The organism is Prevotella sp. E13-27 (genome assembly GCF_023217965.1).
Taxonomy (GTDB): domain Bacteria; phylum Bacteroidota; class Bacteroidia; order Bacteroidales; family Bacteroidaceae; genus Prevotella.
In genome coordinates this window covers 1,483,700-1,510,025 of sequence record NZ_JALPSC010000002.1, presented here as the reverse complement: position 1 = coordinate 1,510,025, position 26,326 = coordinate 1,483,700, and the positions used below count along the sequence as shown (strand labels likewise).

24 protein-coding genes are annotated in these 26,326 nt (G+C 48.7%); 14 read left to right on the top strand and 10 right to left on the bottom strand.

Annotation, left to right across the window (positions count from 1 at the left end):
- Positions 1-348: 348 nt before the first annotated feature.
- The 4 genes from M1L52_RS15415 (at position 349) to M1L52_RS15400 (ending at position 5,058) form a co-directional block, all read left to right on the top strand.
- Positions 349-1,662, top strand: coding sequence for an ATP-binding protein (locus tag M1L52_RS15415; protein ID WP_248615911.1), 1,314 nt, complete (start codon positions 349-351; stop codon positions 1,660-1,662).
- A gap of 15 nt (positions 1,663-1,677) precedes the next feature.
- Positions 1,678-2,946 carry a serine/threonine protein kinase gene (locus tag M1L52_RS15410; protein ID WP_248615910.1) on the top strand — a complete coding sequence of 423 codons (1,269 nt, stop codon included), beginning with the start codon at positions 1,678-1,680 and terminating at the stop codon, positions 2,944-2,946.
- Positions 2,913-3,527 carry a hypothetical protein gene (locus tag M1L52_RS15405; RefSeq protein ID WP_248615909.1) on the top strand — a complete coding sequence of 205 codons (615 nt, stop codon included), beginning with the start codon at positions 2,913-2,915 and terminating at the stop codon, positions 3,525-3,527. Before M1L52_RS15410 ends, M1L52_RS15405 begins: the two co-directional genes overlap by 34 nt.
- A gap of 283 nt (positions 3,528-3,810) precedes the next feature.
- The gene (locus M1L52_RS15400; RefSeq protein WP_248615908.1) at positions 3,811-5,058 is read left to right on the top strand and encodes an ATP-binding protein; all 1,248 of its coding nucleotides are present in this window, start codon (positions 3,811-3,813) and stop codon (positions 5,056-5,058) included.
- A gap of 67 nt (positions 5,059-5,125) precedes the next feature.
- Here M1L52_RS15400 and M1L52_RS15395 read toward each other — a convergent pair whose 3' ends face one another.
- Genes M1L52_RS15395 through M1L52_RS15385 form a run of 3 tightly spaced genes read right to left on the bottom strand, consistent with a single transcriptional unit; the run spans position 5,126 to position 8,131 of the window.
- A complete protein-coding gene (locus M1L52_RS15395; RefSeq protein WP_248615907.1) occupies positions 5,126-6,220 on the bottom strand; it encodes a carboxypeptidase-like regulatory domain-containing protein in 1,095 nt (364 codons plus the stop codon).
- Between the two features lie 10 nt (positions 6,221-6,230).
- The gene (locus M1L52_RS15390; protein WP_248615906.1) at positions 6,231-7,115 is read right to left on the bottom strand and encodes a carbon-nitrogen hydrolase; all 885 of its coding nucleotides are present in this window, start codon (positions 7,113-7,115) and stop codon (positions 6,231-6,233) included.
- A gap of 17 nt (positions 7,116-7,132) precedes the next feature.
- Positions 7,133-8,131 (bottom strand): agmatine deiminase family protein, encoded by a 999-nt coding sequence (locus tag M1L52_RS15385; protein WP_248615905.1) that lies wholly within the window; start codon positions 8,129-8,131, stop codon positions 7,133-7,135.
- Between the two features lie 107 nt (positions 8,132-8,238).
- Between M1L52_RS15385 and M1L52_RS15380 the strand changes: the two genes are divergently transcribed.
- The 3 genes from M1L52_RS15380 to tsaA are packed head-to-tail and all read left to right on the top strand — an operon-like array spanning position 8,239 to position 10,274.
- Complete coding sequence (locus M1L52_RS15380) at positions 8,239-8,799, top strand: ATP-binding cassette domain-containing protein (protein ID WP_248615904.1); 561 nt, start codon at positions 8,239-8,241, stop codon at positions 8,797-8,799.
- A 15-nt stretch (positions 8,800-8,814) separates the two neighbouring features.
- Positions 8,815-9,576: an ABC transporter permease gene (locus tag M1L52_RS15375; protein ID WP_248615903.1), complete on the top strand. Its 762-nt coding sequence runs from the start codon at positions 8,815-8,817 to the stop codon at positions 9,574-9,576.
- Complete coding sequence (tsaA, locus tag M1L52_RS15370) at positions 9,576-10,274, top strand: tRNA (N6-threonylcarbamoyladenosine(37)-N6)-methyltransferase TrmO (protein WP_248615902.1); 699 nt, start codon at positions 9,576-9,578, stop codon at positions 10,272-10,274. The genes M1L52_RS15375 and tsaA overlap by 1 nt, the downstream gene beginning before the upstream one ends.
- Before the next feature lie 19 nt (positions 10,275-10,293).
- Here the strand turns inward: tsaA and M1L52_RS15365 are convergent, their stop codons facing one another.
- The 6 genes from M1L52_RS15365 to M1L52_RS15340 are packed head-to-tail and all read right to left on the bottom strand — an operon-like array spanning position 10,294 to position 17,393.
- A complete protein-coding gene (locus tag M1L52_RS15365; protein ID WP_248615901.1) occupies positions 10,294-11,424 on the bottom strand; it encodes a Rid family hydrolase in 1,131 nt (376 codons plus the stop codon).
- A 13-nt stretch (positions 11,425-11,437) separates the two neighbouring features.
- Positions 11,438-12,931 (bottom strand): glycoside hydrolase family 10 protein, encoded by a 1,494-nt coding sequence (locus M1L52_RS15360; protein ID WP_248615900.1) that lies wholly within the window; start codon positions 12,929-12,931, stop codon positions 11,438-11,440.
- A 16-nt stretch (positions 12,932-12,947) separates the two neighbouring features.
- Positions 12,948-13,565, bottom strand: a complete 618-nt coding sequence (locus tag M1L52_RS15355; protein WP_248615899.1) for an HAD family hydrolase — start codon at positions 13,563-13,565, stop codon at positions 12,948-12,950.
- Positions 13,566-13,595: 30 nt separating this feature from the next.
- Positions 13,596-16,364 carry a methionine synthase gene (gene metH / locus M1L52_RS15350; RefSeq protein WP_248615898.1) on the bottom strand — a complete coding sequence of 923 codons (2,769 nt, stop codon included), beginning with the start codon at positions 16,362-16,364 and terminating at the stop codon, positions 13,596-13,598.
- Positions 16,365-16,381: 17 nt separating this feature from the next.
- Positions 16,382-16,861, bottom strand: a complete 480-nt coding sequence (gene smpB / locus M1L52_RS15345; RefSeq protein ID WP_248615897.1) for an SsrA-binding protein SmpB — start codon at positions 16,859-16,861, stop codon at positions 16,382-16,384.
- Between the two features lie 25 nt (positions 16,862-16,886).
- Positions 16,887-17,393, bottom strand: a complete 507-nt coding sequence (locus tag M1L52_RS15340) for a DMP19 family protein (protein ID WP_248615896.1) — start codon at positions 17,391-17,393, stop codon at positions 16,887-16,889.
- 246 nt (positions 17,394-17,639) lie between these two features.
- Here M1L52_RS15340 and M1L52_RS15335 point away from each other — a divergent pair, with 246 nt between their 5' ends.
- From M1L52_RS15335 to M1L52_RS15305, 7 genes are all read left to right on the top strand, one after another.
- Complete coding sequence (locus M1L52_RS15335; protein WP_248615895.1) at positions 17,640-18,845, top strand: aldose epimerase family protein; 1,206 nt, start codon at positions 17,640-17,642, stop codon at positions 18,843-18,845.
- 38 nt (positions 18,846-18,883) lie between these two features.
- Positions 18,884-20,629 carry a sodium:solute symporter gene (locus M1L52_RS15330; protein ID WP_248615894.1) on the top strand — a complete coding sequence of 582 codons (1,746 nt, stop codon included), beginning with the start codon at positions 18,884-18,886 and terminating at the stop codon, positions 20,627-20,629.
- A 14-nt stretch (positions 20,630-20,643) separates the two neighbouring features.
- Positions 20,644-21,318 carry an NUDIX hydrolase gene (locus M1L52_RS15325; RefSeq protein ID WP_248615893.1) on the top strand — a complete coding sequence of 225 codons (675 nt, stop codon included), beginning with the start codon at positions 20,644-20,646 and terminating at the stop codon, positions 21,316-21,318.
- Between the two features lie 7 nt (positions 21,319-21,325).
- Positions 21,326-22,036, top strand: a complete 711-nt coding sequence (locus tag M1L52_RS15320; protein WP_248615892.1) for an L-ribulose-5-phosphate 4-epimerase — start codon at positions 21,326-21,328, stop codon at positions 22,034-22,036.
- Between the two features lie 19 nt (positions 22,037-22,055).
- Positions 22,056-22,493 (top strand): hypothetical protein, encoded by a 438-nt coding sequence (locus M1L52_RS15315; RefSeq protein WP_248615891.1) that lies wholly within the window; start codon positions 22,056-22,058, stop codon positions 22,491-22,493.
- A 98-nt stretch (positions 22,494-22,591) separates the two neighbouring features.
- Positions 22,592-24,130 (top strand): L-arabinose isomerase, encoded by a 1,539-nt coding sequence (araA, locus tag M1L52_RS15310; RefSeq protein WP_248615890.1) that lies wholly within the window; start codon positions 22,592-22,594, stop codon positions 24,128-24,130.
- 16 nt (positions 24,131-24,146) lie between these two features.
- Positions 24,147-25,736 carry a xylulokinase gene (locus M1L52_RS15305; RefSeq protein WP_248615889.1) on the top strand — a complete coding sequence of 530 codons (1,590 nt, stop codon included), beginning with the start codon at positions 24,147-24,149 and terminating at the stop codon, positions 25,734-25,736.
- Positions 25,737-25,815: 79 nt separating this feature from the next.
- On the opposite strand, the gene M1L52_RS15300 is transcribed toward M1L52_RS15305, so the two are convergent.
- A complete protein-coding gene (locus tag M1L52_RS15300) occupies positions 25,816-26,220 on the bottom strand; it encodes a DUF3127 domain-containing protein (RefSeq protein WP_248615888.1) in 405 nt (134 codons plus the stop codon).
- Between the last annotated feature and the right edge of the window lie 106 nt (positions 26,221-26,326).

Here is a 26,326-nt window from a genome sequence, read left to right as displayed (position 1 = left end):
ATATGCTACTGCAGGAGAAGCAGCTTTCAGACTTCTCACCCATATACGTTGAATTTTGCAGATTCTCAGACGGGTCAAAGCTTAATAGCTCTCCTCGATGTTGCCAGTCTGTCTCAACTGACGGGACAAAGGTAAGCAATTTTTTTTGAAAGTTGTATCATTGTGAGCCGATTTTTTTATTCGACTGCAAAAATAACACAATCCAGCAAAACGGGATTGTTCCATTTTGTTCCTTTTTAATTTTTTCGTTTTTTTATTTGCATATTCCTTATATAATTCGTATATTTGCAGCGACAAGTGCCGAAAAGTGTTATAAATGCACACAAATCGGCAGTAAAAAGTGTTTGTATGGATATAAGAAGAGACATTATTGCAGACTTTAAACAGTGGAAGGATGGTCCACAGCGTAAGCCTATTCTGCTACAAGGTGCTCGTCAGATAGGAAAGACCTGGGTGATGGAAGCTTTCGGCAAGGAGTGCTTTGAACAATATGCCAGATTCGATTTCGACCGACAGCCAGAACTGAAAACTGTCTTTCAAGTTTCAAAAAGTCCTGATCGCATTATCAAGGAACTGGCCCTGTATTGTGATGTTCCATTGATAGCAGGGAAGACATTGCTTATTTTTGACGAGATTCAGGAGTGTGAGGAGGCTCTGAATAGTCTCAAATATTTCTGTGAGGAAGCTCCGCAATATCATATCATTGCTGCGGGTTCATTGCTTGGGGTGGCTGTCAAAAGGCGCAGGATGACTGTTCCCGTAGGCAAGGTTCGGGTCATGAGAATGTATCCTGTCTCGTTCCGGGAATTTCTGCGCGTCAGTGATGAACAGACATTTGAATATGTGGAAGGAATAGAATCGCCCACCCATCTTCCTGAGATTATATTGAACAAACTGAAATTGGAATATCGCCGTTACATGATATGCGGAGGAATGCCTGAAGCTGTTGTTGCCATGCTCAACAATCAAGGAATGCAATCTGTGGACGATGTCCTACAAGGCATTTTGGATTTGTACGAACTCGATTTTGCCAAGTATGCAGAACCACGTGAAATTCCACGTATTCGTGCCATCTGGCACTCCTTGCCTTCACAGTTGGGTAAAGAGAACCGTAAGTTCATATTCAAGGTTATCAAGACGGGGGCTCGCTCCAAAGATTATGAGGATTCGTTGCTATGGTTAGAAGATGCAGGCATGATTTATCGCATCAACAACGTTTCCAAGCCAGGCATGCCGTTGAAGGCCTATGAAGAGCCAGATGCCTTTAAGGTATATGCCTGCGATTGTGGCCTGTTGCGTCAGCTTGCTCATCTGCCTGCCAGTACCATCATGGATTCTAGTTCCAACTATACAGAATTCAAGGGCGCTATGGCAGAGAATGCTGTGTTGCAATCGCTAATGCCGATGATGAACAATCAAATGCCACATTATTGGTCGCCTGATAGCAAAGCAGAATTGGAACTGCTGATTCAGTGGAAGGACGAGATTATTCCTATTGAGGTGAAAGCCGAAAACTGCATCAGCGGGAGGAGCCTGAGTGTGTATAACGACAAATATCATCCTCTGCACCGCATCCGCTTCTCTTTCCTTAATCTACAGTCAAACGGTGGGCTGCTCAGTTGTCCATCACCTCTGGCTGAGTGGTTCTGGAAATGGATTTAAAATGACATATCAGCAATGACGCATCATTACGACTCTTCCGCTTCGGGCTATATCTTGGATTCGTTCGAGGGCATCAGCCAGACGTTTACTGATGTGAAGATTCTGAGCACATCGGAAGTCAACGTCGTGGCAAAAGCTAAGCGCTATGGGCGCTGGTGGCTGCTGAAGGGACTGCGCAAGGAGGTGGCAGCAGAAGCGGGCTATCAGCAACGGCTGCGCAAGGAGCTGGAGATACTGATGCTGCTGCAGCATCCGAATGTGGTGGCGGCTTACGGCATAGAGGTTGTTGAAGGCCTGGGACGCTGCATCGTGATGGAGTATGTCGATGGCGTGACACTCAAGGAGTGGCTGGCAGAAAAGCCTTCACGACGGATGAGGCTCAGGGTGGTGCAAGAGATCATGGATGCTATGTCCTATCTCCATACGAAAGGCATTGTTCACCGCGACTTGAAGCCTACAAACATTATCGTCACAGGCAACGGCAGTCATGTGAAGCTGATAGACCTCGGACTGGCTGACACAGATAGCCACACCATATTGAAACAACCAGCAGGAACGCCACGTTATATGTCGCCGGAACAGATGCAGACGACTGTGGCCGATGCGCGCAACGACATCTACAGCTTGGGCATCATCATGCAGCAAATGAAATTGGGATGGCGATACCATTATATAATAAAAAGGTGTTTACGGCCCATCGATCATCGTTATCAGCAAATGGCTGAACTGCAACATGCTATCCGTTCAACTAACAGTCGTATCAGGAGAATGGCCGTATGGTTGGGGGCTATACTCATCATGGCTCTGATACTGCTAATAGGCTTACAAATGCGAAGGGCCAAGGAACAGGACGAAAGACTGGCTGCAATTCACGCAAGCTATCAGCAACAACTGGAAGCGCAACAGCAAAAGCTGAAGCAGTTGGGTGATTCTACAACAGAACTAAAGTTTTACAACCAGCAGCAGAGACAGAGAGAAATCGCCTTGGAAACGAGTAGGATAAAAGTAGAGAATGCCATCAGCAAAGGGAAGGCTCTCATTGACAAAACCATGCGTCAGACAAACATCGACAAGCATCTGGACACACTGACCAATATTCTCTATATATGGAGCGACTTTACGTTCAGAAGTCAGTCGGGCGAAAGAGCAATAGAGAATTATTTTAAACAGATGGATTCTTCTTTTAGCGACGCTGAGAAGGATGAGATAAGAAAAGTAATGTATCGACACAACGAAGCTATTGTTGCGAAATGGAGAAAAAGAATAGTCAGTATCAGCAAATAGGAACCTGTGAAAAACTCCGTTCGGAAATTGAAACGGCACTGAAAAAGAAACTGCAGACCCCGAAGGACTTCGAGTTCCTGCGAGAGCGACTTTATGAACGGTTGCATATTCTTGTCAGCCGCACCACGCTGATGCGCTTTTGGGGCTATATCAACGAAGATGTTTCTCCGCGAAAGGCAACACTGGATATTCTGGCACAATTCCTGGGCTTTCAGGACTGGGATGGCTACTGTCAGAACTGTCTTCTGCCTAAAGAACAACAGAGTAGCCCTGTGATGAGCAGACGACTGAGTGTGGCTAAGGAACTGGTCGAAGGAGAATATTTGCGACTTACTTGGAAACCAGAAAGAATCTGCGACATAGAGTATCTGGGCAACCTGCAATTCCGTGTCGTTGCATCAGAGAACACGCGTCTGAAAACAGGTGACACCTTTGAATGCAGCCTAATCATAGAAGGGGAGCCTCTCTATCTTGATAATCTCAAACAGGGAGATCAACCCCCGATTGCCTATGTCTGTGGTAAAAAGATTGGTGTGTTTTATGAAAAGACAACAGGGGTAGATGAAATGTCTCGCTCTTGATTAGATGGTTTGAAAACAGGGCGAGTGTGTCTCGCTATTGATTAGTTAGCAATCTCATACCTAATTCAGGTATCAGATTATAAAGACGCGAGTGTTTATCATACTTTGAATCAAAGCCCTGTAACTGTGAACTACTTTTCGAAAGATTAATGATAAGGGAGTAACTAATCTGATAATAATTTGAAGAAAAGCATTGTTTTTCAAAATATTATTTGTAATTTTGCAACAGAAATTCAAAATGGTAGTTTGAAGATTAATGAATAAGGCGGTTTTAAAACAGATAATGGCATCCAATCAGAGGGATGTAGAGAATTATCAGGTAATACCTCGTGAGTTACCTTCCGACGAGTTCGAAAGGCGTGTGTTCATCGGTGTTCGCAGAGCAGGCAAATCATTCATGCTCTATCAGAAGATGCAACAGATGCTTGCCGAAGGACGCGGTTGGGACGGTATGCTCTATCTTAATTTTGAGGATGACCGTCTGGCAGATTTCACTGCTGAGGACTTTGAGTTGATTCTGGAGTGTCATGCCGAGATGTACGACCAGCGTCCCATGCTCTTCCTTGACGAAGTGCAGAACATCGACGGCTGGGAGAAGTTTGCGCGTCGTATGGCTGATGCAAAGTATCGGGTCTGGATTACTGGTAGCAACGCAAAGATGTTATCATCAGAGATTATGACCACCCTTGGAGGCCGTTACCTTACCACTGAGGTCTACCCATATAGCTTTCAGGAGTTCCTTATTGTCAATGAAGTGCCTTTCGATGAACATGCCCTGTTAGCCACCGAATCACGTGCCAAGATGCTGCGCGCGTGGAGTGAGTACCTGCATTGGGGAGGACTGCCAGAGTCTGTTGGTCTCAGCGTAAAGCGTGACTACCTGACCAGTACCCTCCAGAAGATTTATCTGGGCGATATTGTTAGCCGTAATAAAATCTCCAATGCCAACCTCCTGCGTCTGCTGCTTAAGAAGCTGGCCGAGAGCGTTAAGCAGCCCGTTTCCTACAACCGGCTCTCCAACGTTCTGTCGTCGGTGAGCGGAAAGATTACCATGCCCACCGTCAGCAAGTACATCGAATATAGCGAGGACGCATGGCTACTCCTGCGTCTGCGCAACGTATCTGCTGCCTTTGCCGACAAGGAGACTTTGTGCAAATACTACTTTGTAGACAACGGAGTACTCAACCTTTTCCTGCTTGATGGCGATACTTCGCTTCTTGAAAACCTCACCGCCCTGACCATGTTCCGCAAGTATGGTCATGACAAGGATAACGAGCGTGTGTTCTTCTACAATGACAAGGTCGAGGTGGATTTCTATGTTCCAGAAGATAAGTTGGCCGTACAGGCATCCTATAGCATCACCCAGGCAGAATCCACTTTTGACCGTGAACTTGATGCCCTGAAAAAACTGCCAAAGGTTTTGCCTTGTGACCGTCGCGTCATCCTGACCTACGATGAGTCGGACACTATCACCGATGAGTTTGGCACTATTGAGGTCATGCCACTTTGGAAGTGGATTCTCGAACTTTAATAATGAGTATATAAGCTAAAAAACAAGGTACCGCCTGCGGGAATGCAAGATAATTGATTAATAGATGTTATTCTGAAATCTTCCACAGGTCATTGAGCTTCTGCTGGACGGCGGGAGCAAGGGCGGGGATGTTGTGGGCACGCTCGAACTGGCGGATGTTCTGATAGGTCATCTTCATCTTGTTGTCCTTTTTCTTCTGTTTCAGTTCGGCCTTATCGACATAGGCACGCTCGATGGTGAACACCTGTACGCAGTAGATGTTGTGGACGCTCTTACCTTCTTTGTTATCCTTATCGAAACTAATCATTAGCTGCGACATGACGAAGTCCTCGGGGGCACAATGGCCGTCCTCATCTATCTTGTAAAGGATGAAGTCGGCATCCTTACGGTTTCTCTCCTTGGCGTCTTCGGCTTCGCGCTTCTTCAGTTTCTTTTCCTTGCCCTGGGCTTCCAGTTTGTGGGCAACCATCTTGTGACCCTCGTAGGTGAAGCGGCGCTGCTCAGTCTCTTTGTTGTCGATGATATAGCCAATGGTTCCCTTGAAGTCGCTGATGCGCTTGCGCCCATTGCCCTCGTCGATAATCTTCACTTGGATGTCCTTTCCGCTATCTTTTATTCTCTCCTCTAGCGTCCTCATCTTGATATGGCTGTTCTTGTCGAGCTTGCCTCCAATTATGCTGTTTAAGAGAGTCTTGATAACGCCGTAGGTGGCCTTCGAGGCGGTGGAGGTGTTGGCAGAGAGCTTCTTCTTTGCACGGTCTATGACATTGTCGGTAAGGCCTGCACGGTAGTAGAAGACGCCATACTCATCGTCGTAGAAATAGGCGCGGTAGTAGGTCTGTGCATAGACATAGGGCTTCTTCTTTACCACAATCTCGGGCAGTCCGAAGTCGGCATCCTCGAGGGTGATGACACAATTGTTACCACTGACTTTATACAGTTGAGGCTTAAATGCCACGTGGCTCAAGGAAATGGTCTCAGCTCCTTTCACATCTTCCAGAACGCCGTCGATGTCGGTGATGCCGATATACTTGGCATCGGTGGTCATTACTGAGACATAGGACACAGGCTGGCCGTTTTTGTCTATCGTACGGATTTTCTGTGCTGTGGCAATCGCCGTAGCCATAATAAAGACTACGGCAATGGATAAGAACTTCTTCATTGTTAGTGGCTTAGTCTATGAAACGTCGGGTGATGTCGCCGTAGTTCTCTATGCGACGGTCACGAAGGAAAGGCCACCAACGGCGCACCTGCTCAGCACGCTCAATGTCTATGCTGACTATGATGCTCTCTTCTTCGTCGGTTGAGGCTTCGTAGTGAATCTCGCCCTGAGGACCACAGACGAAAGAGGTGCCCCAGAACTGTATGCCGTTAGTCTGCTGGCTGGGGTCTTCCTCATGGCCAACACGGTTGACGGCTACGACGGGCAGTCCGTTGGCAACGGCGTGACCACGCATTACGGTCTGCCAAGCCATGCGCTGACGCTGCTGCTCCTCTGGAGCGTCGCTGCTCTCATAGCCTATGGCTGTGGGGTAGATGAGCAGTTTGGCACCCTGAAGGGCCATGAGACGTGCTGCCTCTGGATACCACTGATCCCAGCATACGAGCACGCCAAGACGTCCTACCGAGGTGTTGATGGGACGGAAGCCGAGGTCGCCAGGGGTGAAATAGAACTTCTCGTAGTAGGCTGGATCGTCGGGTATGTGCATCTTGCGATACTTGCCGGCTATGGTTCCGTCTTTTTCGAAGACAACAGCGGTGTTGTGGTAGAGACCTGCTGCGCGACGCTCAAAGAGAGAGGTGACGAGCACTATGCCCAGCTCTTTTGCCAGTCGGCCGTAGATGTCGGTAGAGGGGCCAGGGATGGGCTCAGCGAGGTCGAAGTTGTCAACGCTCTCTACCTGACAGAAGTAGAGTGAGTTGTGAAGTTCTTGCAGAACGACAAGCTCTGCACCTCGCTGGGCAAGGTCGCGAATGCCGTCGCACAGACGCTCTATGTTATTTACTGTGTCAGCAGTGTTGTGCTGCTGCAGGAATCCTATTTTGAGTTCTTTCATTGTCTTTTGAATTATGGTTATTTGACATATACCCCTTCTGGGAACTGCATGGTGCAGCAGTGAAGTGAACCGTGCTGTTTTATTATTGAACGGCAGTCGATGCCTATGATGTCGCGGCCGGGGAATGCTTCGGCTATGACGGCGAGGGCCTGACGGTCGAGGTCTTCCTGATGATAGGTGGGGCAGAGTACTGCACCGTTGATGATGAGGAAGTTGGCATAGGTGGCAGGCAGACGCTCGCGTTTACGACGTCCGTGCTCCGTGTAGTAGTCGTAGATGGGACGAGGGGAGGGCAGCCTGAGCAGACGATAGGGCTTGCCGTCAATAGTACGGAAGGTCTTAAGCTGCTCTTCCATGAGATGGAGCTCGTGGTATTGCTCGTCGGCAGGGTCATCGCAACCTACATATAATAATGTGTCGTCAGGACAGATGCGTACCAGCGTGTCAATGTGTCCGTCGGTGTCGTCGCCAGTGAGCTGTCCGTGGTCAATCCAAAGCACGCGCTCTGCACAGAGATACTGCTTCAGACGGGCTTCGATCTCGTCTTTCGTCAGTGGCTGGTTGCGATGAGGCGCAAGAAGACAGCAACTGGTGGTGAAGATGGTGCCTCGTCCGTCGCTCTCTATGCTTCCGCCTTCGAGTACGAAGTCAAGGTGGTCAACATATTCACCCTTAAACCGTCCCTCATCGAAAAGACGACGGTTGAGAGCGTTGTCAAGGTCGGAACGGAACTTCTCGCCCCATCCGTTGAAACAGAAGTCGAGGAGGAGGGGAGAGGCGTCTTGGGAACTGACAAGTGTCAGGAAACCATGATCGCGTGCCCAGGTGTCGTTTGATGGAGGACCAACGATGAGCAACGGCTCGTAGCGTTGTATCGCTTCTGCCATTTCGTTGTAGGTCTTTTCTATCTCCTTGAGCATGGGAGCCCAGTCAGTGTTGGCGTGTGGCCAAGTAAGCTGTATCCCGCTTTGTGGCTCCCATTCGGCAGGGAGCCTGTACTGTTTTTCGTTTTGCATGGTGCAAAATTACGTAAACTTAAGTGAAAAGCCAAAAGAAAACGAGTTTTCCTTTTGCTTTTTCCTCGCTTAATCGTATCTTTGCATCATATTTTTAAAGTAGAGTAATGATTCTTGAACTCAATGATGTGCTGACAGAGAACGAAAGTCACACGCTTTCGTTTATGGCGAGCTCTGGAGAGCTGATGTGCATTACTGGCGGTACTGCTGCCAGCAGGACTCGATGGCTGCTTGCCATCCAGGGCTTCAGTCACATCTCTCACGGATATGTGTGCATAGACGGCGAGCCACTGACGGAACGCACGGCACAATCGTTTCGCGAGCTTATGGCTTATGCTCCAGAGCGCCTTACCACGCTTGGAGAGGTGACGAAGTACGAGCCACCTACGGTGCAGGATGTGTTTAGCCTGAAAGCAAACAGGGATATACCTATATCGAACGGTATATTGGGCGAGGAGATGCGCAGAACGGGTGCCGATGTCAGTGATGGGCGTGTACAGTTGCTTGCTGTTGCAGTGTTGCTGGACAAGAAGATTCTGCTTGTGGATAATCCTCCCAAAGAGACGAGTGGCTATTTGAAGAATCTTGCAAAACAGGGAAAGGTGGTAGTCGTAACAAGTGACGAGGACGAGATAATTAGTGCTGCCGACCAGGTGGTGGAAATATAAACTGAGATATTAATTATGCAGTTAAGTGATATTTCTTTGTTGGGCGTTGCCATCGTAGTAGTGATGATGGCTTGTTGCGGAGGCCTGTTCATAATGTTGGACAAGCGTATGGCTTCGCGCATGGGACGTGTTCTGATATATTATACCCTGAGCCTGGTCGTGGCGTGTCTGTATATCATGGGACTCTTCAAGGTCGGACAATGGTGGGCGAGCCTGCTGTGGTCGCTGCCATTGGTGGCTGTTACTGCATTGCTCACATTGCGTAAAGCTCATGTTCCTGCAAAGAAACTTTACTGGTATGTTGCGCTTTCAGAGTTTCTCGCCATGATAATTGGATGTGGAATTATTACTCTTACACTGCCTGTTGAGAGCCATGTGGCGATTATCGTGTCGCAGGCTCTGTTGGCAGGCATGATGATAAAGTCTGTATCATCGGCTATAAGAAGCTATACAGGAAGCCTCGCTAACACGCAGGAACATATCCAGTATATGCTGGCTAACGGCGCTAATCATAATGAAGCTATAATGCCAAGCGTGAAGCGTGCACTTCGTGGGGCTGTCGTCCCGTTGCTTTACCGCATGACACGCCCTGTGGCTATGGCGTTGCCACTATTACTCTGTGGATTATTGCTTGGTGGCGTGTCGCCTATAGTAGCTGTAGTGGTGGTGATGGTGGCAACGTGTGTGTCGTTTGCCTGCTGTCTGTTGACTGTCATTATCTGCCTTGTCACCTTTGACAAGGTGCTTTTCGACCGCTCTGGAAAATATATAGGATAATGAACATAGAGCCAATAGCTTTCTTCCGTTCGCCGCTGACATCGAAGTTCGGCATTCCTCGTCAAGGGGGGCTTGCTTCGTCGTTGGAGGGAAGGATTGTGCTTGAGCCTGCCTATAGGCACGAAGAGGCCGTAAGAGGACTTGAAGCGTTCAGCCACCTATGGCTGATATGGGAGTTCTCGGCTAATAGCCATGAATCTTCGGGGCTTACCGTGCGACCTCCACGTCTGGGAGGAAACGAGAGGGTGGGGGTGTTCGCTTCACGTTCGCCGTTCCGTCCGAACAGGCTTGGGCTTACCTCAGTTGAGATAAGCCGAGTTGACAATGATTGCGCCAACGCTCCTGTGATATGGGTGAAAGGTGCCGACTTGATGGATGGTACGCCTATCTATGACATAAAACCATATGTGGCTTATGCCGACTGTCACCCTGAAGCGAAATCGGGCTTCGTTGATAAGACGGAGTGGAAACGGCTTGAAGTCGTTGTGCCAGAAGCTATTGAGAAACAGTTCTCCACAGAAGATATGGAAGGACTGAAGGAGGTGCTCTCCTTTGACCCTCGCCCTCAATATCATGATGACCCGACGAGAGTCTATGGCATGCCGTTTGCAGGAAAAGACGTGCGCTTCCGAGTGGTTGACGAGCGTGTGGAAGTCGTGGAGATAAGACCAGTCAGGAACAGCTCTGGCAACAAATAATTGTCTTCGTCGTTAAGCGTTAGAAACTTGGCAGTTTCTTGTCGTTCGTTGCCTTCACAGCCATACATTCCATCTCTACGAGCCATCCTGAACGGCATACTGGCGCATGAACGATGACTCGTGGCTTATCTGGAAAGCGCTCTTCATAGAGCTTGTTGACAAGCTTGTAATCGGCAATGTCACGCAGATAGACAATCATCACACCAACATCGTTGTAGTCGCAGTCGGCTTCCTTCAACAGCGTTTCAACATTATCCCACATGCGGTGGGTCTGCTTCACAATGTCTTTCGGATGCTCAATCTGACCTTTATTGTTGATGCTTGCCGTTCCTGAGATGAACACGTGGCTACGGTCGGCATAGTCGATACGTGTGCCGCGCTCAAAGCTGACACCATAGTCGCTGGTGCGGTTGAGGTGAGTAGGAGCGTAGAGATAGGTTATCTGTTCTTTGCTTATACCAGCTATGGCATAGTTGTCCATCTGTGTGAGAACGTTAGCGTCTTGCTGGCGACCGCCTATTCCTGTAGATGCAATGAAGTGGGTGTCGTTGGTGAGTCCTTGCGTGTAGAACACGGTGTTGCGGGCCTTTACCACTCCCGGGTAGTTGACATCAACATCGTTAACGAAGAGCCACGTGCGGATGCAGTTGTCAGCAAGCGTGCAGCCTTCTTGTGCCAGCTGCATGATGTATTCGTTGAAGAGTAAACGTGTCTGATATTCAGAATTGATGGCTGTGTTGTGGGCACTGGCGTTCCACAGGTGGCGGAATGCTCCGTGAGCCACCTCACAGAGTCCGCTTGGAAGCTGGCGTGTCGTCACGTTTGTCATGAGATAAGTCCAAAGGGCAATCTTAGAACCGTCGAGGGGCGCCTGTTCTATGATGCTCTTTGCGCAGTCACTGACATCGGCCATGAGCACTTCGTCGGCTTGATTGGCTGCATCGCTGAGAAAATAGCGCTTGAAGACTGCCGTTGCTCCGCTGAGTTCCTGTTCTCTCACATAACGGTATGCATCGAGAACAGCATCAAGCTGCTGCTGGAAAGTACCTTCATCGGCATGTATCATTATGTGATACTCAGTTACGTCAGTACTGTTGTTGAACTCGAAGATTTCTGCTCTTGCGTTGTCGAGAAGTATTGTCCTGTTCATGGCTTTTGCTTTGTTATAGCTTGATGGTCTTTGTGACGCTCTTGCTCTCGTTGTGTATTCTGTTCAGGGCCGTAACGACATATACATATTTCTTTTTGCCGTCCTCGTAGGGCAGCTTGAAGAAAGTCTTGCTTGTTACGGCAACAATCTTTGAGGCGTTGTCAAGGTTCACCTTCTCGCCTTTCTCGAAACAATAAACAGCGTATTGCGTAGCGGTGTTCTTCCAGCCTTTGCCTTTTGGCGCAGTCCAGAAGAGCATGTATCCGTCGGATGTCCATACGGCTTTCACCTTGCGTGGCTTCTTTGGAGCTGTTTTGTCAATGAACGTCATGCTTGGCTGCAGCGAAGGATGTGCCCAGTATTTCTTCCTGAGCATGGTAGAGTAGCTGCCTGGGTTGTCAACAGCCATCTTGGCATACCACAGAACTGTTCCGTTGACATTCGGAAGCTCGTTGTGAAGCTTGTACTTTGCTGCCTGTTGATGGGTATTGGGATTGTGGAGGTCGGCATGCTTTACCGTACGCTCTACATCTTCGCCAATGATAAGCGGACGTTTGCCGGCATGCTGGTTCCACCAGCGTATAAGAGTCTCGTAGTCGGCTGCCTTGTTACCTATCTCCCAATAAATCTGAGGCACACAATAGTCAAGCCATCCATTGTTTACCCAAAGGAGGATGTCGGCATAGAGCTGATCGTAGTTCTGCAGACCATTGGTATTGCTGCCGATAGGCGAGCTTTTCTTGTTGCGGTAGATTCCGAAGGGAGATATGCCAACCTTGACCCAAGGCTTAATCTCATGGACGGTCTCATAAAGTTGCTTTATGAAGAGGCTTACATTATGACGACGCCAGTCACCACGGTCGCTGATACCGTTGCTATTGGCGGCATACTGTTTGTCATCGGGTATGTCAAGTCCGGCAACAGGGTAGGGGTAGAAATAATCGTCGATGTGGAGTCCGTCAATGTCGTAGCGGTTCACAATGTCTCGAACAACGTCGCAGATAAAGTCTCTGTTCTCGGCTATTCCTGGATTGAGAATAGTCAGCCCGTCATAATTAAAGCATAATTCGGGATGCTTGCTTGCGATGTGGTTTGGCGCAAGTACCGATGTACCCTTCGTCTTTGCACGATAGGGGTTTATCCATGCGTGAAGCTCCATGTCGCGCTTGTGGCACTGCTCAATCATCCACTTCAGAGGGTCCCAGTATGGTGAGGGCGCCTTACCTTGAACGCCAGTGAGGAAACGGCTCCACGGCTCAATGTCGCTCTCGTAGAGGGCATCGCATTCAGGACGTACTTGGAAAATAATAGTGTTTACACCGGTCTTCTGCAACTCGTCAAGCTGATATGTCAGTGTCTGCTGCATCTTCTCTGTACCCATGCGCTCAAACTGTCCGTTGACACACTGGATCCATGCTCCTCGCATGTCGCGCTTCTTTTGTGCCTGTGCTCCGAAAAGCACAATGAAACTCATGACAATTGAAAGTAAAGCTATTCTGTAGTTCATTTCGTTTGATTGTTTGCTATTCTTCGTTTAGTAGTCTTAATACGTCATTAGTCCAGTCTTCGCCGTTTTCAGGACAGAGCGTTCTCATGCCAAGCTGGCTTGCTGCTGCCACGTTTCGCGGTCCGTCGTCAACGAAGAGTATCTCATGAGGGAAAGATTTCTCTTCCATGAGTACATGTCGGAACACCTGTTCATTGGGCTTCATCATCTTCATCTCGTAGCTGAGATAGAACTTGTCCATGAGTTCAGGCAGCTGCGTGGTGTTTACCCACGACATCATGAATGGATTGGTGTTTGAGAGAAGTAATACACGATAGCCCATATTTCTTAATTGCTTGAGAAATAATAGGTTGCGTTCTGGTAGTTCATTCATATATCCAAGCCATGCGTGGCGACATTCTTCGTGGCTTACCTCTCGGCCGATCATCTTGCTCAGCTCCTGTCGGAATGTCTCTGCGCTGATTTTTCCACACTCCAAATCGCCAAAGATACCACTTTGGCAATAGGAGTCGAGCTGCCGTTCGGCATCTTCCAGTCCTAATTCCTTGAAGCGTCTTACTGCCTGTTCAGGGCTGAGTGTCATAATTACTCCTCCCAAGTCGAACATTACTGTCTTTATCTTGTTGTCGCTCATATTACCTTCCACTTCACTTTATCGTTATTTTTATTCCCATAGGTTCGGTTTCTTTTTTCGAGCCTCTTCGAGTGATGTCAGCTCTTGTTGCTGGCTGTCATACTCTTGGCGCAGATGCTCATAAGTGTCGTTCATCTCTTGTTCTATGGCTTTCTCGTCAGACATCAGACGTGCAGCAACGATAGGGTTCTGAGACGCGTCTTTCATCCAAATGACGGGACCTCCATAGACAGGTGCAATCTTCAGTGCCACATGCAGTTCGCTTGTCGTTGCACCTCCAATCATGATGGGAATGCTGATTCCTGCATGCTGCAGCTCACGAGCTACGTTGACCATCTCTTCGAGGCTTGGAGTGATGAGGCCTGACAAACCTATTATGTCAACCTTCTCTTCTAATGCTTTCTTCACTATCTGCTCGGCAGGCACCATGACTCCCATGTCTATGACTTCATAGTTGTTGCATGCCATAACCACTGCAACAATGTTCTTGCCTATGTCGTGGACATCGCCTTTAACAGTAGCAAGCAACACCTTACCGGCCTTCTTCGTTCCGCTTGTCTGCTGAGCTTCTATGTGTGGCTGTAGTATTGCTACTGCCTGCTTCATAGTTCGAGCGGTCTTCACCACTTGTGGCAGAAACATCTTTCCTTCTCCGAAACGCTTGCCTACTTCGTTCATGCCTGCCATGAGAGGCCCTTCGATAATGTCAACAGCACGCGGATATTCCTTTAATGCTTCGTTGAGGTCGGCTTCAAGATTGTCGCCTATGCCGCGGATGAGGGCTTGGGAAAGACGCTCGGAGAGGGGAGCCTTCTCTACGGAAGATTTATCCTCTGCTCCAGAGGTGGCTATGCCGGAATTGTTGTCTGATGATGAACCCTTAGAGGCTGCTTCGGCGGCATTGAGCTGGGCTGCAAGATTTATCAGCCTCTCGGCTGCTCCTTTCTTTCTGTTGAGCACAACATCCTCGATTATGTCAAGTTCCTCTTGTGGAATGTCGGCATATTGAATCTTTGTTGCTGGATTCACGATGCCGAAATCCATGCCGGCTTGGATGGCGTGATAAAGAAATACGGCATGCATGGCTTCACGAATGTAGTTGTTGCCTCGGAACGAGAATGAGAGGTTGCTGACACCTCCACTAACGTGTGCCCCTGGCAGGTTCTCGCGTATCCATTTCGTGGCTCTGATGAAGTCGAGAGCATAGCTGTCGTGCTCTTCCATGCCTGTGGCAATGGCGAGGATGTTTGGGTCGAAGATAATGTTTTGTGGATTCATTCCAACTTGCTGGGTTAGAATGTGATACGCACGCTCGGCTATCGCTATGCGACGTTCGTAGGTAGTGGCTTGTCCCTCTTCGTCGAAGCACATCACAACGACTGCCGCACCATAGCGCATGACATCACGGGCATGGCTCTTAAACACCTCCTCGCCTTCTTTCAGTGAGATGCTGTTAACGATACATTTTCCCTGCACACATTTCAGTCCGCTGACTATCACCTGCCAGTCGCTGGAGTCAAGCATGAATGGTACCTTTGCAATGTCAGGTTCACCGGCAATCATGTTCAGGAACGTAACCATCTCCTCGCGAGCGTTGAGCATACCGTCGTCCATATTTATGTCAATGACAAGGGCACCGTCGCTTGTTTGGTTGCGGGCAATGGAAATGGCTTCGTCGTATTTCTTCTCTTTGATGAGGCGTAGGAACTTGCGTGAGCCTGCCACGTTGCAGCGCTCGCCAACGTTGACAAACAGTATGTCTGAGGTCAGTTCAAGCATGTCGAGGCCACTTAGCCAGAGATTCTGGGGGATGGGGGCTGGCTTGTGAGGCTGTTTGCCTATAGTCAATGGAACATATCGCTTTATGAAAGCAGGTGTTGTGCCGCAGCAACCGCCTACGATGTTTACCAATCCTTCATCGATGAACTCACCTATCTGAGGTGCCATTGTCTCTGGCGTCTCGTCATAGAGTCCCATTGAGTTTGGAAGTCCGGCGTTAGGATATGCACTGATGTAATAGGGAGCGCGTTGAGCCAACTCTTTTAGGAACGGCTTCATTTGCTGTGCACCAAAAGAACAGTTGAGACCAATGGAGAAAATGGGGTAGGAGTCAACAGACGCGAGGAATGCGTCGAGGGTCTGTCCGCTAAGCGTTCTGCCTGCGAGGTCGCTAACGGTAACGCTGAGCATTATGGGCAATTCCCGTCCCATGTGTTTCATTGCCTGCATGGCCGCGTCGATGGCTACTTTTGCGTTAAGCGAATCAAAGATTGTTTCTATTAACAGGGTATCAACGCCGCCCTCGATGAGAGCTTCCATCTGTTCGGTATATGCCTCAAAGAGCTCGTCGTAGGTAAGCTCGCGTGCGGCTGGGTCGCTAACATCAGGCGACATTGAACATGTCTTGTTCGTTGGACCTACGGAACCTGCTACAAAGCGCGACTGTTCATCAGTAGAATACTTGTCGGCAGCTTTGCGTGCCAGACGTGCACCCTCGAGGTTCATCTCTCGCGCAAAGGACTCCATGTGGTAGTCGCCTTGTGAAATGCGCTGAGCATTGAACGTGTTTGTCGTTATGATATTGGCTCCTGCCTTGAGATAGCGTTCGTGGATGTCGCTGATTATGTCTGGACGTGTAAGGCAAAGAATATCGTTGTTGCCCTTCATGGTGCCGACAGTGTCAATGAACCGTTCTGCCCTAAAATCACTTTCGTTAAGTCCGTACTCTTGGATGACAGTGCCCATGGCACCATCAAGAATCAGGACTCTCTCTTTGATTATTTCAAACAATCTTTTCATCACTATTGTCTCTCAACTCAATAGTTTTTCATTGCGCGATCCATCTCCCTGCGGTCTTCTTTCTCTTTCAGGGTCTGTCGCTTATCGAACGCTTTCTTACCTTTGCAGAGCGCGAGATCCATCTTCGCACGTCCGTTCTGGTCTATAAAGACGAGTGTTGGAACTATTGTGTAGCCAGTCTGCTTTGTGGCGCTCGCCAATCGTTGAATCTCGCGTCGCGTAAGCAGTAGCTTGCGATCGCGTTTCATCTCATGGTTGTTGTATGAGCCATAGAAATATGGACTTACAGACATGCCTTTCACCCATAGCTCATTGTTGATTATAGTGCAGTATGTGTCAACGAGACTCGCTTTTCCCAAGCGTATACTCTTTATCTCGGTGCCTGTGAGTACAATGCCTGCAGTAAACTCCTCAATAAAGAAGTATTCGAAAGCCGCTTTCTTGTTCTTTATCTGTACGGGGCTCTTCTTTCTTAGCTCCTGTTCTGTCTTATTCATTCCTCGATATTCTTATGAAGAAAAATTAAACAACTTTGGCGAAACGTTCTAAGTTGTTGTCAATATATCTTGCTACCTGTTCGGTATATTCCTCTTCTTTTTCAACAAACAGGTCGTCCATGTCGTCAAACTCCGGATATTTCTCAAAAAGCGCCATGAACTCCTCGTCGGTACAGTCGACTTCAATCTCCTTGCCGTACTTGACATAGAGCGAGTGGGCATCATAGATGAGCTTTGAAAGTTCGCGCATGTTCCACATCTTGTTCAGCGCCTTGGCAAACGGATTCTTGAAGATAAAAGGTCCGTAACCATTGTGTATGAGCTGGACAAAGCCTCCGTCCATGACCTCGTTATGCAACGTGTCCCATGCCAGCAACGTTATCTGGTCAGCGTTCAGCTCACTGATGTTGCCTGCTGTCAGTTCTCCACCGATGGCTGTACGTATGGCTTCCACAAATGTTGCTACGAATGTGTCCATACCTTGTTGGGCGGCTTGGCGCAGTGCGCTGTCTGAAATGGTTACCTCTTTCATTTGCTCTTGTTTTTTGACGTGCAAATGTACGAAGTTTTTTTATAACAGCCAAATCTTTGGGCTTTGGTTCGTGCAAAAAACGGAAAACTGAGCGTTTGCTTCTTTAAAAAATATTAAATTTAAGTGTGCGTACAACTTTTTGGCATGTATTACGCGTGCGAATTTGGTGGATTCAGAATAAAGTCGTAAATTTACACCCAAATTTGAAAAACAATAGCTAAAACTCATTTTAAAAACAACAATTTAATGAAAACACTAAAAGGTTCATTGTTAGGACTCGGCGCAGCAGCGCTGTTGTTCTCAGCATGTGCAGGTGGACAGAAAGAGGCAGCCGCTCAGCTGACACTCTCTGGCCTGGATGCAGCAAAGTTTGACACAGTGATTAATGAAAAGCCCGTGAAGCTCTACACGTTGAAGAACGCTAATGGCATGGAAGTGTGCATTACGAACTATGGCGGACGCGTGGTAAGTCTCGTGGTGAACGATAAAGACGGCAAGCCTACTGACGTGGTGCTTGGCTTCGATAATATCGCTCAGTATGCTGACACAGCCAATACGCCAACGGACTACGGTTCAAGCGTAGGTCGTTATGCCAACCGTATCTGTGACGGTAAGTTCACACTTGACGGTGTTACCTATCAGCTTCGCCAGAACGATCCTCACAAGGGCGATACACGTATTCACTCACTTCACGGTGGTGGCACTACAGGATGGATGAATCAGGTGTATGACGTGCTGGAGGTTAACGACTCGCTCATCAAACTGCAGATTACTGCTGCCGACGGCGAGAATGGATTCCCTGGAAATGTTGTGGCAACGACTACTTATAAGGTTACTGCTGATAATGTGCTTGATATCGTGTGGGAGGCAACAACCGATAAGGCAACAATTATCAACCAGACAAACCATAACTACTATAATCTCTCAGGCGACCTCGAAAATCCTGCTTACGATCAGGTGCTCTATGTCAATGCCGATAACTTTACTGAGGCAGACTTCAGCTACATGCCTACAGGTAAGATTCTCCCTGTTGAGGGTACACCAATGGACTTCCGTACACCTCATGCTGTTGGCGATTCTATTAAGTCAGAGTATAGCCAGACAAAGAACGCTCACGGCTATGACCACAACTGGTGTCTGAACACATATAAGGACGGTAAGGGCGACGATACTCAGGTTTGCGCTTCACTTTATAGCCCAAAGAGTGGCATCTTCATGGAGATGTTCACTAACGAGCCTGGTGTGCAGGTTTACTCTGGTAACTTCCAGGGCGTTGGAGGTGAGGAGAACGTTGTTCGTAAACTTGGTAAGAAGTATCCTCAGCACGTGAGCGTATGTCTCGAGAGCCAGAAGTTCCCCGACAGCCCCAACCATCCTGAGTGGGCAAGTCCTGTGGTAACTCCTGAAAAGCCCTACTACAGCCATGCTGCATATAAGTTCTCAATCAAGTGAAAAAACGACTTATCAACAAATAAACAAATAGTAAGAAAATGAACTGGAGTTCACATGAATTTATATGGCTCGACTGGGTGGTGCTCATCGTCGGCCTGTGTGGAGTGGTGGCAGCCGTGTGGTATGCCATCTGGAAAGACAAGAAAGCCCAGCAGGGCGAAGACTCGTCGGCTTACCTCTTCGGTAAGGGCGAGCCCTGGTATGTGATCGGTATGGCCATCTTTGCCGCCAACATCGGCTCGGAGCACCTCGTGGGCTTGGCCGGAACAGGTGCCAAGGACGGCGTGGGCATGGCCCATTGGGAGATGCAGGGCTGGATGATCCTGATTCTCGGCTGGCTGTTCGTGCCCTTCTATCAGCTGCTCATCAACAAGATGGGCAAGATCATCACCATGCCCGACTTCCTGAAGTTCCGCTACACCCAGCGCACGGGCTCGTGGCTCAGCATCATCACCCTCGTGGCCTATGTGCTCACCAAGGTGTCGGTCACCGCTTTCACGGGCGGCATCTTCTTCAAGTATCTGCTCGGCATACCTTTCTGGTATGGAGCCATCGGCCTGATTGCCATCACAGCCGTGTTCACCGTGTTCGGCGGCATGAAGGGCGTGATGACCCTCAGCACCATTCAGACACCTATTCTTATTATAGGCTCCTTCCTCGTGCTCTTCCTCGGCCTCTCGGCCTTGGGCGGCGGCAGCATCACAGCCGGATGGGAGAACATGATGGCCGTGTGTAATGCAGCCCACGAGGGCTACGGTACCACCCACATGTTCCACACCGATCCGGGCGACCCCATGTATCCCCAGTTCCCGGGCTATGTGGTGTTCCTCGGAGCCTCCATTATCGGCTTCTGGTACTGGTGTACCGACCAGCACATCGTGCAGCGTGTACTGGGTCAGGTGCCCGGCGAGGACAATGCCGAAGTGATGAAGCGCGCCCGTCGCGGCACCATCGCAGCAGGCTTCTTCAAGATTCTGCCCTGCTTCATGTTCCTCATCCCCGGCATGATAGCCTATGCCCTGTCGCAGAATCCTGACAGCGGCATCGTGATGGACATCACCAACCACGAGTCAACCGACGGCGCCTTCGCCATGATGGTGAAGAACATCCTGCCTGCCGGCATCAAGGGCATCGTGACCATCGGTTTCGTGTGCGCCCTCGTTGCATCGCTGGCCGCCTTCTTCAACAGCTGCGCCACGCTCTTCACCGAGGACTTCTACAAGCCCATGAAGAAAGGCATGAGCGAGGCCCACTACGTGTTCGTAGGCCGTATGGCTACAGTCGTGGTCGTGATTCTCGGTTTGGCCTGGATGCCTGTCATGATGTCGATGGGCAACCTCTACAGCTATCTGCAGGACATTCAGTCGCTCATCGCCCCCGCTATGGTGGCTGTGTTCACGCTCGGCATCTTCTCTAAGAAGATCACGCCTAAGGCAGGTGAGTGGGGCCTCATTGGCGGCTTCTGCGTGGGCATGATTCGCCTCGTGACCAACGTGATCACCGACTCGGGCAAGGCTGCTATGGAAGGTGCCTTCTGGGAGAACACCACATGGTTCTGGCAGACCAACTGGCTCATCTTCGAGTGCTGGTTGCTCGTGTTCATCATCTGCCTCATGGTCTGCGTGAGCTGCTTCACGCCTGCACCTACCAAGGCTCAGGTCGATGCCATCACCTTCTCGGCTGACTTCAAGAAGTCGATCAAGGAGAGCTGGGGCACCTTCGACATCGTGGGCACCCTGATCGTAATCGGCCTCTGCGCTTGCTTCTATGCCTATTTCTGGTAATTTTCAAGTAAACAATGACTTATTATAGTGAACATTCCAAAGTCTGGGTGTCAGTTGACTGTATCATCTTCGGCTTCGATGACTCGAAGCTGAAGGTGCTCATCGGTAAACGTCAGATGGACCCGGGACGAGGAGAATGGAGCCTCTACGGTGGCTTCGTCAATGCTAACGAGAGCATTGACGAAGCAGCCAAGAGAACACTTGGAGACCTTACGGGCATGAAGAATGTCTTCATGCGTCAGGTGGGCGCTTTTGGAAAAGTTGACCGTGATCCAGGTGAACGCGTAATATCAATAGCATATTATGCCCTTATAAATGTTAAGGATTATAGCGAAAAGCTTCGCAAGGAGCATGGCCTTGAATGGATTAATGTGACAGAACTGCCACAACTCTACTCTGACCATAATGAGATGGTGCGTAAGGCATGGCGTCTCATGAAGCAGAAAATGAAAACTGAGCCAATCGGTTTTCAGCTACTTCCCGATCTGTTCACGCTAACCCAATTGCAGCGTCTCTATGAGGCTGTTGGGGGTGAGGAGATAGATAAGCGCAACTTCCGTAAGCGTATTAAGGATATGGACTTCATTGAGAAAACAGAGCTTATAGACAAACTCAGCTCAAAGCGTGGCGCATATCTTTATCGTTTTAATAAAAAGATGTATAACGAAGATAGTAACTTTAAACTATAGGAATACTATGTTAGAAGAACTCAAACAGAAAGTGTTTAAAGCCAATCTCGACCTTGTAAAGCAGGGATTGGTAATTTTTACTTGGGGCAACGTTTCAGGTATTGACCGTGAGAAAGGCCTCGTAGTAATAAAGCCAAGCGGTGTCAGCTATGACGAGATGAAGGCTGAGGATATGGTGGTGGTTGATCTGGAGAGTGGCAAAGTGGTAGAGGGTGACCTCAACCCATCAAGCGACACTCCTACACACCTTGTATTATATAAGGCATTCCCTAACATACAGGGCGTGGTTCATACACACTCTACCTACGCTACAGCATTCGCACAGGCTGGTAAGGATATTCCTAACATTGGAACTACACACGCCGACTATTTCTACAAGGATATCCCTTGTACGCGTGATATGACTGAGGCTGAGGTTAAAGGACAGTACGAACTGGAGACCGGCAACGTTATCGTAGATGAGATTCTGAATATCCGTAAGATTAACCCTGATCACACACCTGCTGTGCTTGTGAAGAACCACGGTCCATTCTCATGGGGTACATCTCCTGATAACGCTGTTTATAATGCTAAGGTTATGGAGCAGTGTGCGAAGATGGCCTTTGTTGCTTTCTCTGTGAATCCCAACTTGACAATGAACCCACTTCTCGTGGAGAAACACTACATGCGTAAGCACGGCCCAAACGCCTACTACGGACAGAAGGGCCAGAAACATTAAGTCGAAACCAGACTGCATTATGAACGACAAGTGGGGCAATCGCGACCTGAAGCTCATGGCTATGAAGCAAAAAGTGGGTGAGACAGAAATCGTTACTGACGAGTGGACTAACCATGTGTCTAAACTGGAGGAAGGTGCTGCCATCGTGTGGACTACATATCATGGCTTCTATCACTCTCCCTATGAAGGCGAGCACACTTTTACGTTCACCCTTATTGAAGCGAGCGATAGCATCCGCATCAAAGCGATGGGAAACGGTGAGGAACGTAACGTCGTATTAGGATACGATGGCGTCTGGACTACCGAATGGTACGAGGTCGATGGTTGGCGCTACTGCGTCGTCCTTCAGATTGTGGAAAGCGCCTATGCTGTTCACGAACTGCCTTCCGATGTGCGCACCATGCAGCAGGTCGACCACGATGCCTGGGATTATGCAGTAAGAAACGGTTTGATTTAAGCTCGAAAAAATTATATACTAACTATTAATAACTAAAAGACCCATTGCCCCTGTTTAGGTCTTTCCCCACAAGGGATTAGTAGCGGGGCCAGAACAAAATGAAAGCATTTGATAATTATGAGATTTGGTGGGTAACTGGTGCACAGCTCCTTTACGGAGGCGACGCAGTGGTTGCAGTTGACGGACATTCAAAGGAGATGGTTGACGGTCTGAACAAGAGTGACAACATTCCTGTGAAGATTGTATATAAAGGTACAGCTAACAGCTCTAAGGAAGTAGAGCAGGTTATGCTGGCTGCAAATAACGAGGAGAAGTGTATTGGTATCATCACTTGGATGCACACATTCTCTCCTGCTAAGATGTGGATCAAGGGTCTGCAGGCTCTGAAGAAGCCAATGCTGCACTTCCACACACAGTACAATGCCGAGATACCCTGGGAGACAATGGACATGGACTTCATGAACCTGAACCAGTCGGCTCACGGTGACATCGAGTTCGGACACATCTGCACTCGTATGCGTGTTCCACGTAAGGTCGTCTGCGGCTACTGGAAAGACGAGAATGCTCAGAAGCAGATTGCTGTTTGGGCACGTGTAGCAGCTGGTGTTGCTGATGCTCACAATGTGCGCTGTCTGATGTTTGGTATGAACATGAACAACGTGGCCGTTACTGATGGTGACCGCGTGGAGTTCGAGCAGCGTCTGGGCTATCATGTTGACTACTATCCAGTTTCTTCTCTGATGGAGTACTTCAAGCAGGTGACTGATGCTGAGGCTGACGCTTTGGTAGAGGAATACAAGAAACTCTACACCATCAAGATTGATGAGAGTGGTGAGGAAGTTTACTGGCAGAAGGTTAAGAACGCTGCTAAGGCTGAGATCGCTCTGCGTCGCGTGCTGAAGGATGAGGGTGCTACTGCCTTTACCACCAACTTCGATGACTTGGGTGATGCAGATATCGATGCTCCTGACTTCTGCGGCTTCGACCAGATTCCTGGTCTTGCTTCACAGCGTCTGATGGAAGAAGGCTACGGCTTCGGTGCCGAGGGTGACTGGAAGACGGCTTGTCTCTATCGCACATTGTGGGTTATCCAGCAGGGCATGCCGACAGGATGCTCATTCCTCGAGGACTACACTCTTAACTTTGCAGGTGACCGCTCATCTTGCCTGCAGAGCCACATGCTCGAGGTTTGTCCTCTCATCGCTGTCGATAAACCAAAGCTCGAGGTTCACTTCCTCGGTATCGGTATCCGCAAGCAGCAGACTGCTCGTCTCGTGTTCACTTCAAAGGTAGGACGCGGCATCAAGGCTACTGTCGTTGATCTCGGCAACCGTTTCCGTCTGATTTCACAGGAAGTGGAGTGTATCGAGCCAAAGCCAATGCCAAATCTTCCTGTCGCTTCTGCTCTGTGGGTTCCACAGCCTACATTTGAGATTGGCGCAGGCGCATGGATCCTCGCTGGTGGTACTCACCACTCTGCATTCTCTTACGACATCACCGAAGAGTACTGGGAGGACTTCGCTGAGATGCTTGGCATAGAGTATGTTAAGATAAATAAGGATACTAAGACCTATGAGTTTAAGCAGCAACTGCAGAACAACGAGGTGTACTACATGCTGAACAAAGCTCTGAAGTAATTAAAAGATAAATAGTATGACCGCAAAACAAACAATTGAAGCAGGTAAAGCCATTCTCGGTATCGAGTTTGGCTCTACCCGTATTAAGGCTGTCCTCATCGATCAGGACAATAAACCCATCGCACAGGGTTCTCATGAATGGGAGAACCAGTTGGTTGACGGACTCTGGACTTACAGCATTGAAGCCATCTGGTATGGTCTTCAGGACTGCTATGCAGAGCTGCGCAAGGATGTATTGAAGCAGTATGATTGTGAGATTGAAACACTCGCTGCCATAGGCTTCTCGGCTATGATGCACGGTTATATGGCTTTCAATGAGAAACAGCAAATTCTCGTGCCTTTCCGCACATGGCGTAATACAAATACAGGTAAGGCTGCTGCTGAACTGTCTGAGCTTTTCAATTATAACATACCTCTCCGCTGGAGCATCTCTCACCTCTATGAGGCTATTCTCGACAACGAGGAGCATGTTTCAAACATCAAGTATCTTACCACGCTGGCCGGCTATGTTCACTGGCAGGTAACGGGTCAGTTCGTGCTGGGAGTAGGTGATGCATCAGGTATGATTCCTGTTGATCCCGCTACGAAGACATATGATGCTGAGATGGTGCGCAAGTTCGACGAGCTTATTGCTCCTAAGGGATTCTCTTGGAAACTGCTTGATATCCTGCCCAAATCTTTGAACGCAGGCGAGAATGCTGGTTTCCTGACACCAGAGGGTGCCCTAAAACTTGACGTGTCAGGTCACTTGAAGGCAGGCGTGCCAGTATGTCCTCCAGAAGGTGATGCAGGTACAGGCATGGTTGCTACCAATGCTGTTAAACAGCGTACTGGTAACGTTTCTGCTGGTACATCATCATTCTCGATGATTGTTCTTGAGAAGCCTCTGTCTAAGCCATACGAGATGATTGATATGGTGACTACTCCTGACGGATCACTCGTAGCCATGGTTCACTGTAACAACTGTACGTCAGACATTAATGCCTGGGTCGGTCTCTTTAAGGAGTATCAGCAGCTCCTCGGCATAAAGGTTGATATGAACGAACTCTATGGTAAGCTTTTCAACAAAGCTCTTGAGGGTGATGCCGATTGTGGCGGACTGATGGCTTACAACTATGTTTCTGGTGAGCCTGTAACAGGTCTCTCTGAGGGACGTCCCATGTTCGTTCGCTCTGCAGGCGACAAGTTCAATCTTGCTAACTTCATGCGTGCACACCTCTATGGCGCTATCGGTGTGCTGAAGATTGGTAACGACATCCTATTGAAGGACGAGATGATTCGTGTGGATCGCATCACTGGTCACGGTGGTTATTTCAAGACAGCAGGCGTAGGTCAGCGTATGCTCGCTGCTGCACTCAACTCTCCAATCAGCGTGATGGAAACAGCTGGTGAGGGTGGCGCATGGGGTATCGCTCTGCTTGCAGGTTATCTCATTAAGAATAAGGGACGCAACCTTGCTGACTATCTTGAGGAGGTCGTCTTTGCTGGCAACACAGGCGTTTCTATTGCTCCTACTTCTGAGGATGTCGCCGGATTTGAGCGCTACATCGAGAACTATAAGAAGTGCCTGCCCATTGAGCAGTGTGCTGTAGATAACAAGAAATAAGTTTTTGTTTAAACGTAAAAGAAAATGAGGATGGGCAGCAGCTCATCCTCATTTTCTTTTTCTTCTCGTGACAATCTTTTTAGAATGGCAGATCGTCTGCTGCACCTTCACCTGCAGGCTCCTGAGCAGGAGGGAATGGAGCTGTGGCTCCCTGTGGTGCGGCCATCTGCTGTGGTTGGAATGGTGTTGCTGCAGGAACAGTCTGGGCTGCCTGACCACGTAGGATGTTCCATGCACGGATGTCATTGAACCAACGACCATTGAACTCGCGTGCATCGATATCAAACTGTACTGTTATTTCTTCGCCAGCCTGAATGTTGAACTGCTTAATCTTGTCCTCACCAAAGATGTTGAAAACCATTTTGCGAGGGAACTGACCTGGTACTTCTATTACATACTCCTGTGTCATCCAAGGATTGCCTGTACGTGCTGAAACACCACTCCTTGCCTCCATAATGGCAATTACTTTACCTGTTAAATCCATGATAATTTATTGTTACTTTAATTTGTATTTTTCGAAATCGCTTGCGAAATTACTAAAATTGTTTGAAAAGAAGAAAAAAAATGGACATTATTTTGTTAATCCCATA

What these genes read in the sequence shown, in the direction of transcription:
- M1L52_RS15315 (WP_248615891.1), top strand. Translation starts at nt 22,056, where the DNA reads ATGAACGACAAGTGGGGCAATCGCGACCTGAAGCTCATGGCTATGAAG.
- M1L52_RS15355 (WP_248615899.1), bottom strand. Translation starts at nt 13,565, where the DNA reads ATGAGCGACAACAAGATAAAGACAGTAATGTTCGACTTGGGAGGAGTA.
- M1L52_RS15410 (WP_248615910.1), top strand. Translation starts at nt 1,678, where the DNA reads ATGACGCATCATTACGACTCTTCCGCTTCGGGCTATATCTTGGATTCG.
- M1L52_RS15305 (WP_248615889.1), top strand. Translation starts at nt 24,147, where the DNA reads ATGACCGCAAAACAAACAATTGAAGCAGGTAAAGCCATTCTCGGTATC.
- M1L52_RS15335 (WP_248615895.1), top strand. Translation starts at nt 17,640, where the DNA reads ATGAAAACACTAAAAGGTTCATTGTTAGGACTCGGCGCAGCAGCGCTG.
- tsaA (WP_248615902.1), top strand. Translation starts at nt 9,576, where the DNA reads ATGAACATAGAGCCAATAGCTTTCTTCCGTTCGCCGCTGACATCGAAG.
- smpB (WP_248615897.1), bottom strand. Translation starts at nt 16,861, where the DNA reads ATGAATAAGACAGAACAGGAGCTAAGAAAGAAGAGCCCCGTACAGATA.
- araA (WP_248615890.1), top strand. Translation starts at nt 22,592, where the DNA reads ATGAAAGCATTTGATAATTATGAGATTTGGTGGGTAACTGGTGCACAG.
- M1L52_RS15400 (WP_248615908.1), top strand. Translation starts at nt 3,811, where the DNA reads ATGGCATCCAATCAGAGGGATGTAGAGAATTATCAGGTAATACCTCGT.
- M1L52_RS15360 (WP_248615900.1), bottom strand. Translation starts at nt 12,931, where the DNA reads ATGAACTACAGAATAGCTTTACTTTCAATTGTCATGAGTTTCATTGTG.
- M1L52_RS15300 (WP_248615888.1), bottom strand. Translation starts at nt 26,220, where the DNA reads ATGGATTTAACAGGTAAAGTAATTGCCATTATGGAGGCAAGGAGTGGT.
- metH (WP_248615898.1), bottom strand. Translation starts at nt 16,364, where the DNA reads ATGAAAAGATTGTTTGAAATAATCAAAGAGAGAGTCCTGATTCTTGAT.
- M1L52_RS15415 (WP_248615911.1), top strand. Translation starts at nt 349, where the DNA reads ATGGATATAAGAAGAGACATTATTGCAGACTTTAAACAGTGGAAGGAT.
- M1L52_RS15385 (WP_248615905.1), bottom strand. Translation starts at nt 8,131, where the DNA reads ATGCAAAACGAAAAACAGTACAGGCTCCCTGCCGAATGGGAGCCACAA.
- M1L52_RS15375 (WP_248615903.1), top strand. Translation starts at nt 8,815, where the DNA reads ATGCAGTTAAGTGATATTTCTTTGTTGGGCGTTGCCATCGTAGTAGTG.
- M1L52_RS15405 (WP_248615909.1), top strand. Translation starts at nt 2,913, where the DNA reads ATGGAGAAAAAGAATAGTCAGTATCAGCAAATAGGAACCTGTGAAAAA.
- M1L52_RS15320 (WP_248615892.1), top strand. Translation starts at nt 21,326, where the DNA reads ATGTTAGAAGAACTCAAACAGAAAGTGTTTAAAGCCAATCTCGACCTT.
- M1L52_RS15330 (WP_248615894.1), top strand. Translation starts at nt 18,884, where the DNA reads ATGAACTGGAGTTCACATGAATTTATATGGCTCGACTGGGTGGTGCTC.
- M1L52_RS15340 (WP_248615896.1), bottom strand. Translation starts at nt 17,393, where the DNA reads ATGAAAGAGGTAACCATTTCAGACAGCGCACTGCGCCAAGCCGCCCAA.
- M1L52_RS15325 (WP_248615893.1), top strand. Translation starts at nt 20,644, where the DNA reads ATGACTTATTATAGTGAACATTCCAAAGTCTGGGTGTCAGTTGACTGT.
- M1L52_RS15365 (WP_248615901.1), bottom strand. Translation starts at nt 11,424, where the DNA reads ATGAACAGGACAATACTTCTCGACAACGCAAGAGCAGAAATCTTCGAG.
- M1L52_RS15390 (WP_248615906.1), bottom strand. Translation starts at nt 7,115, where the DNA reads ATGAAAGAACTCAAAATAGGATTCCTGCAGCAGCACAACACTGCTGAC.
- M1L52_RS15395 (WP_248615907.1), bottom strand. Translation starts at nt 6,220, where the DNA reads ATGAAGAAGTTCTTATCCATTGCCGTAGTCTTTATTATGGCTACGGCG.
- M1L52_RS15380 (WP_248615904.1), top strand. Translation starts at nt 8,239, where the DNA reads ATGATTCTTGAACTCAATGATGTGCTGACAGAGAACGAAAGTCACACG.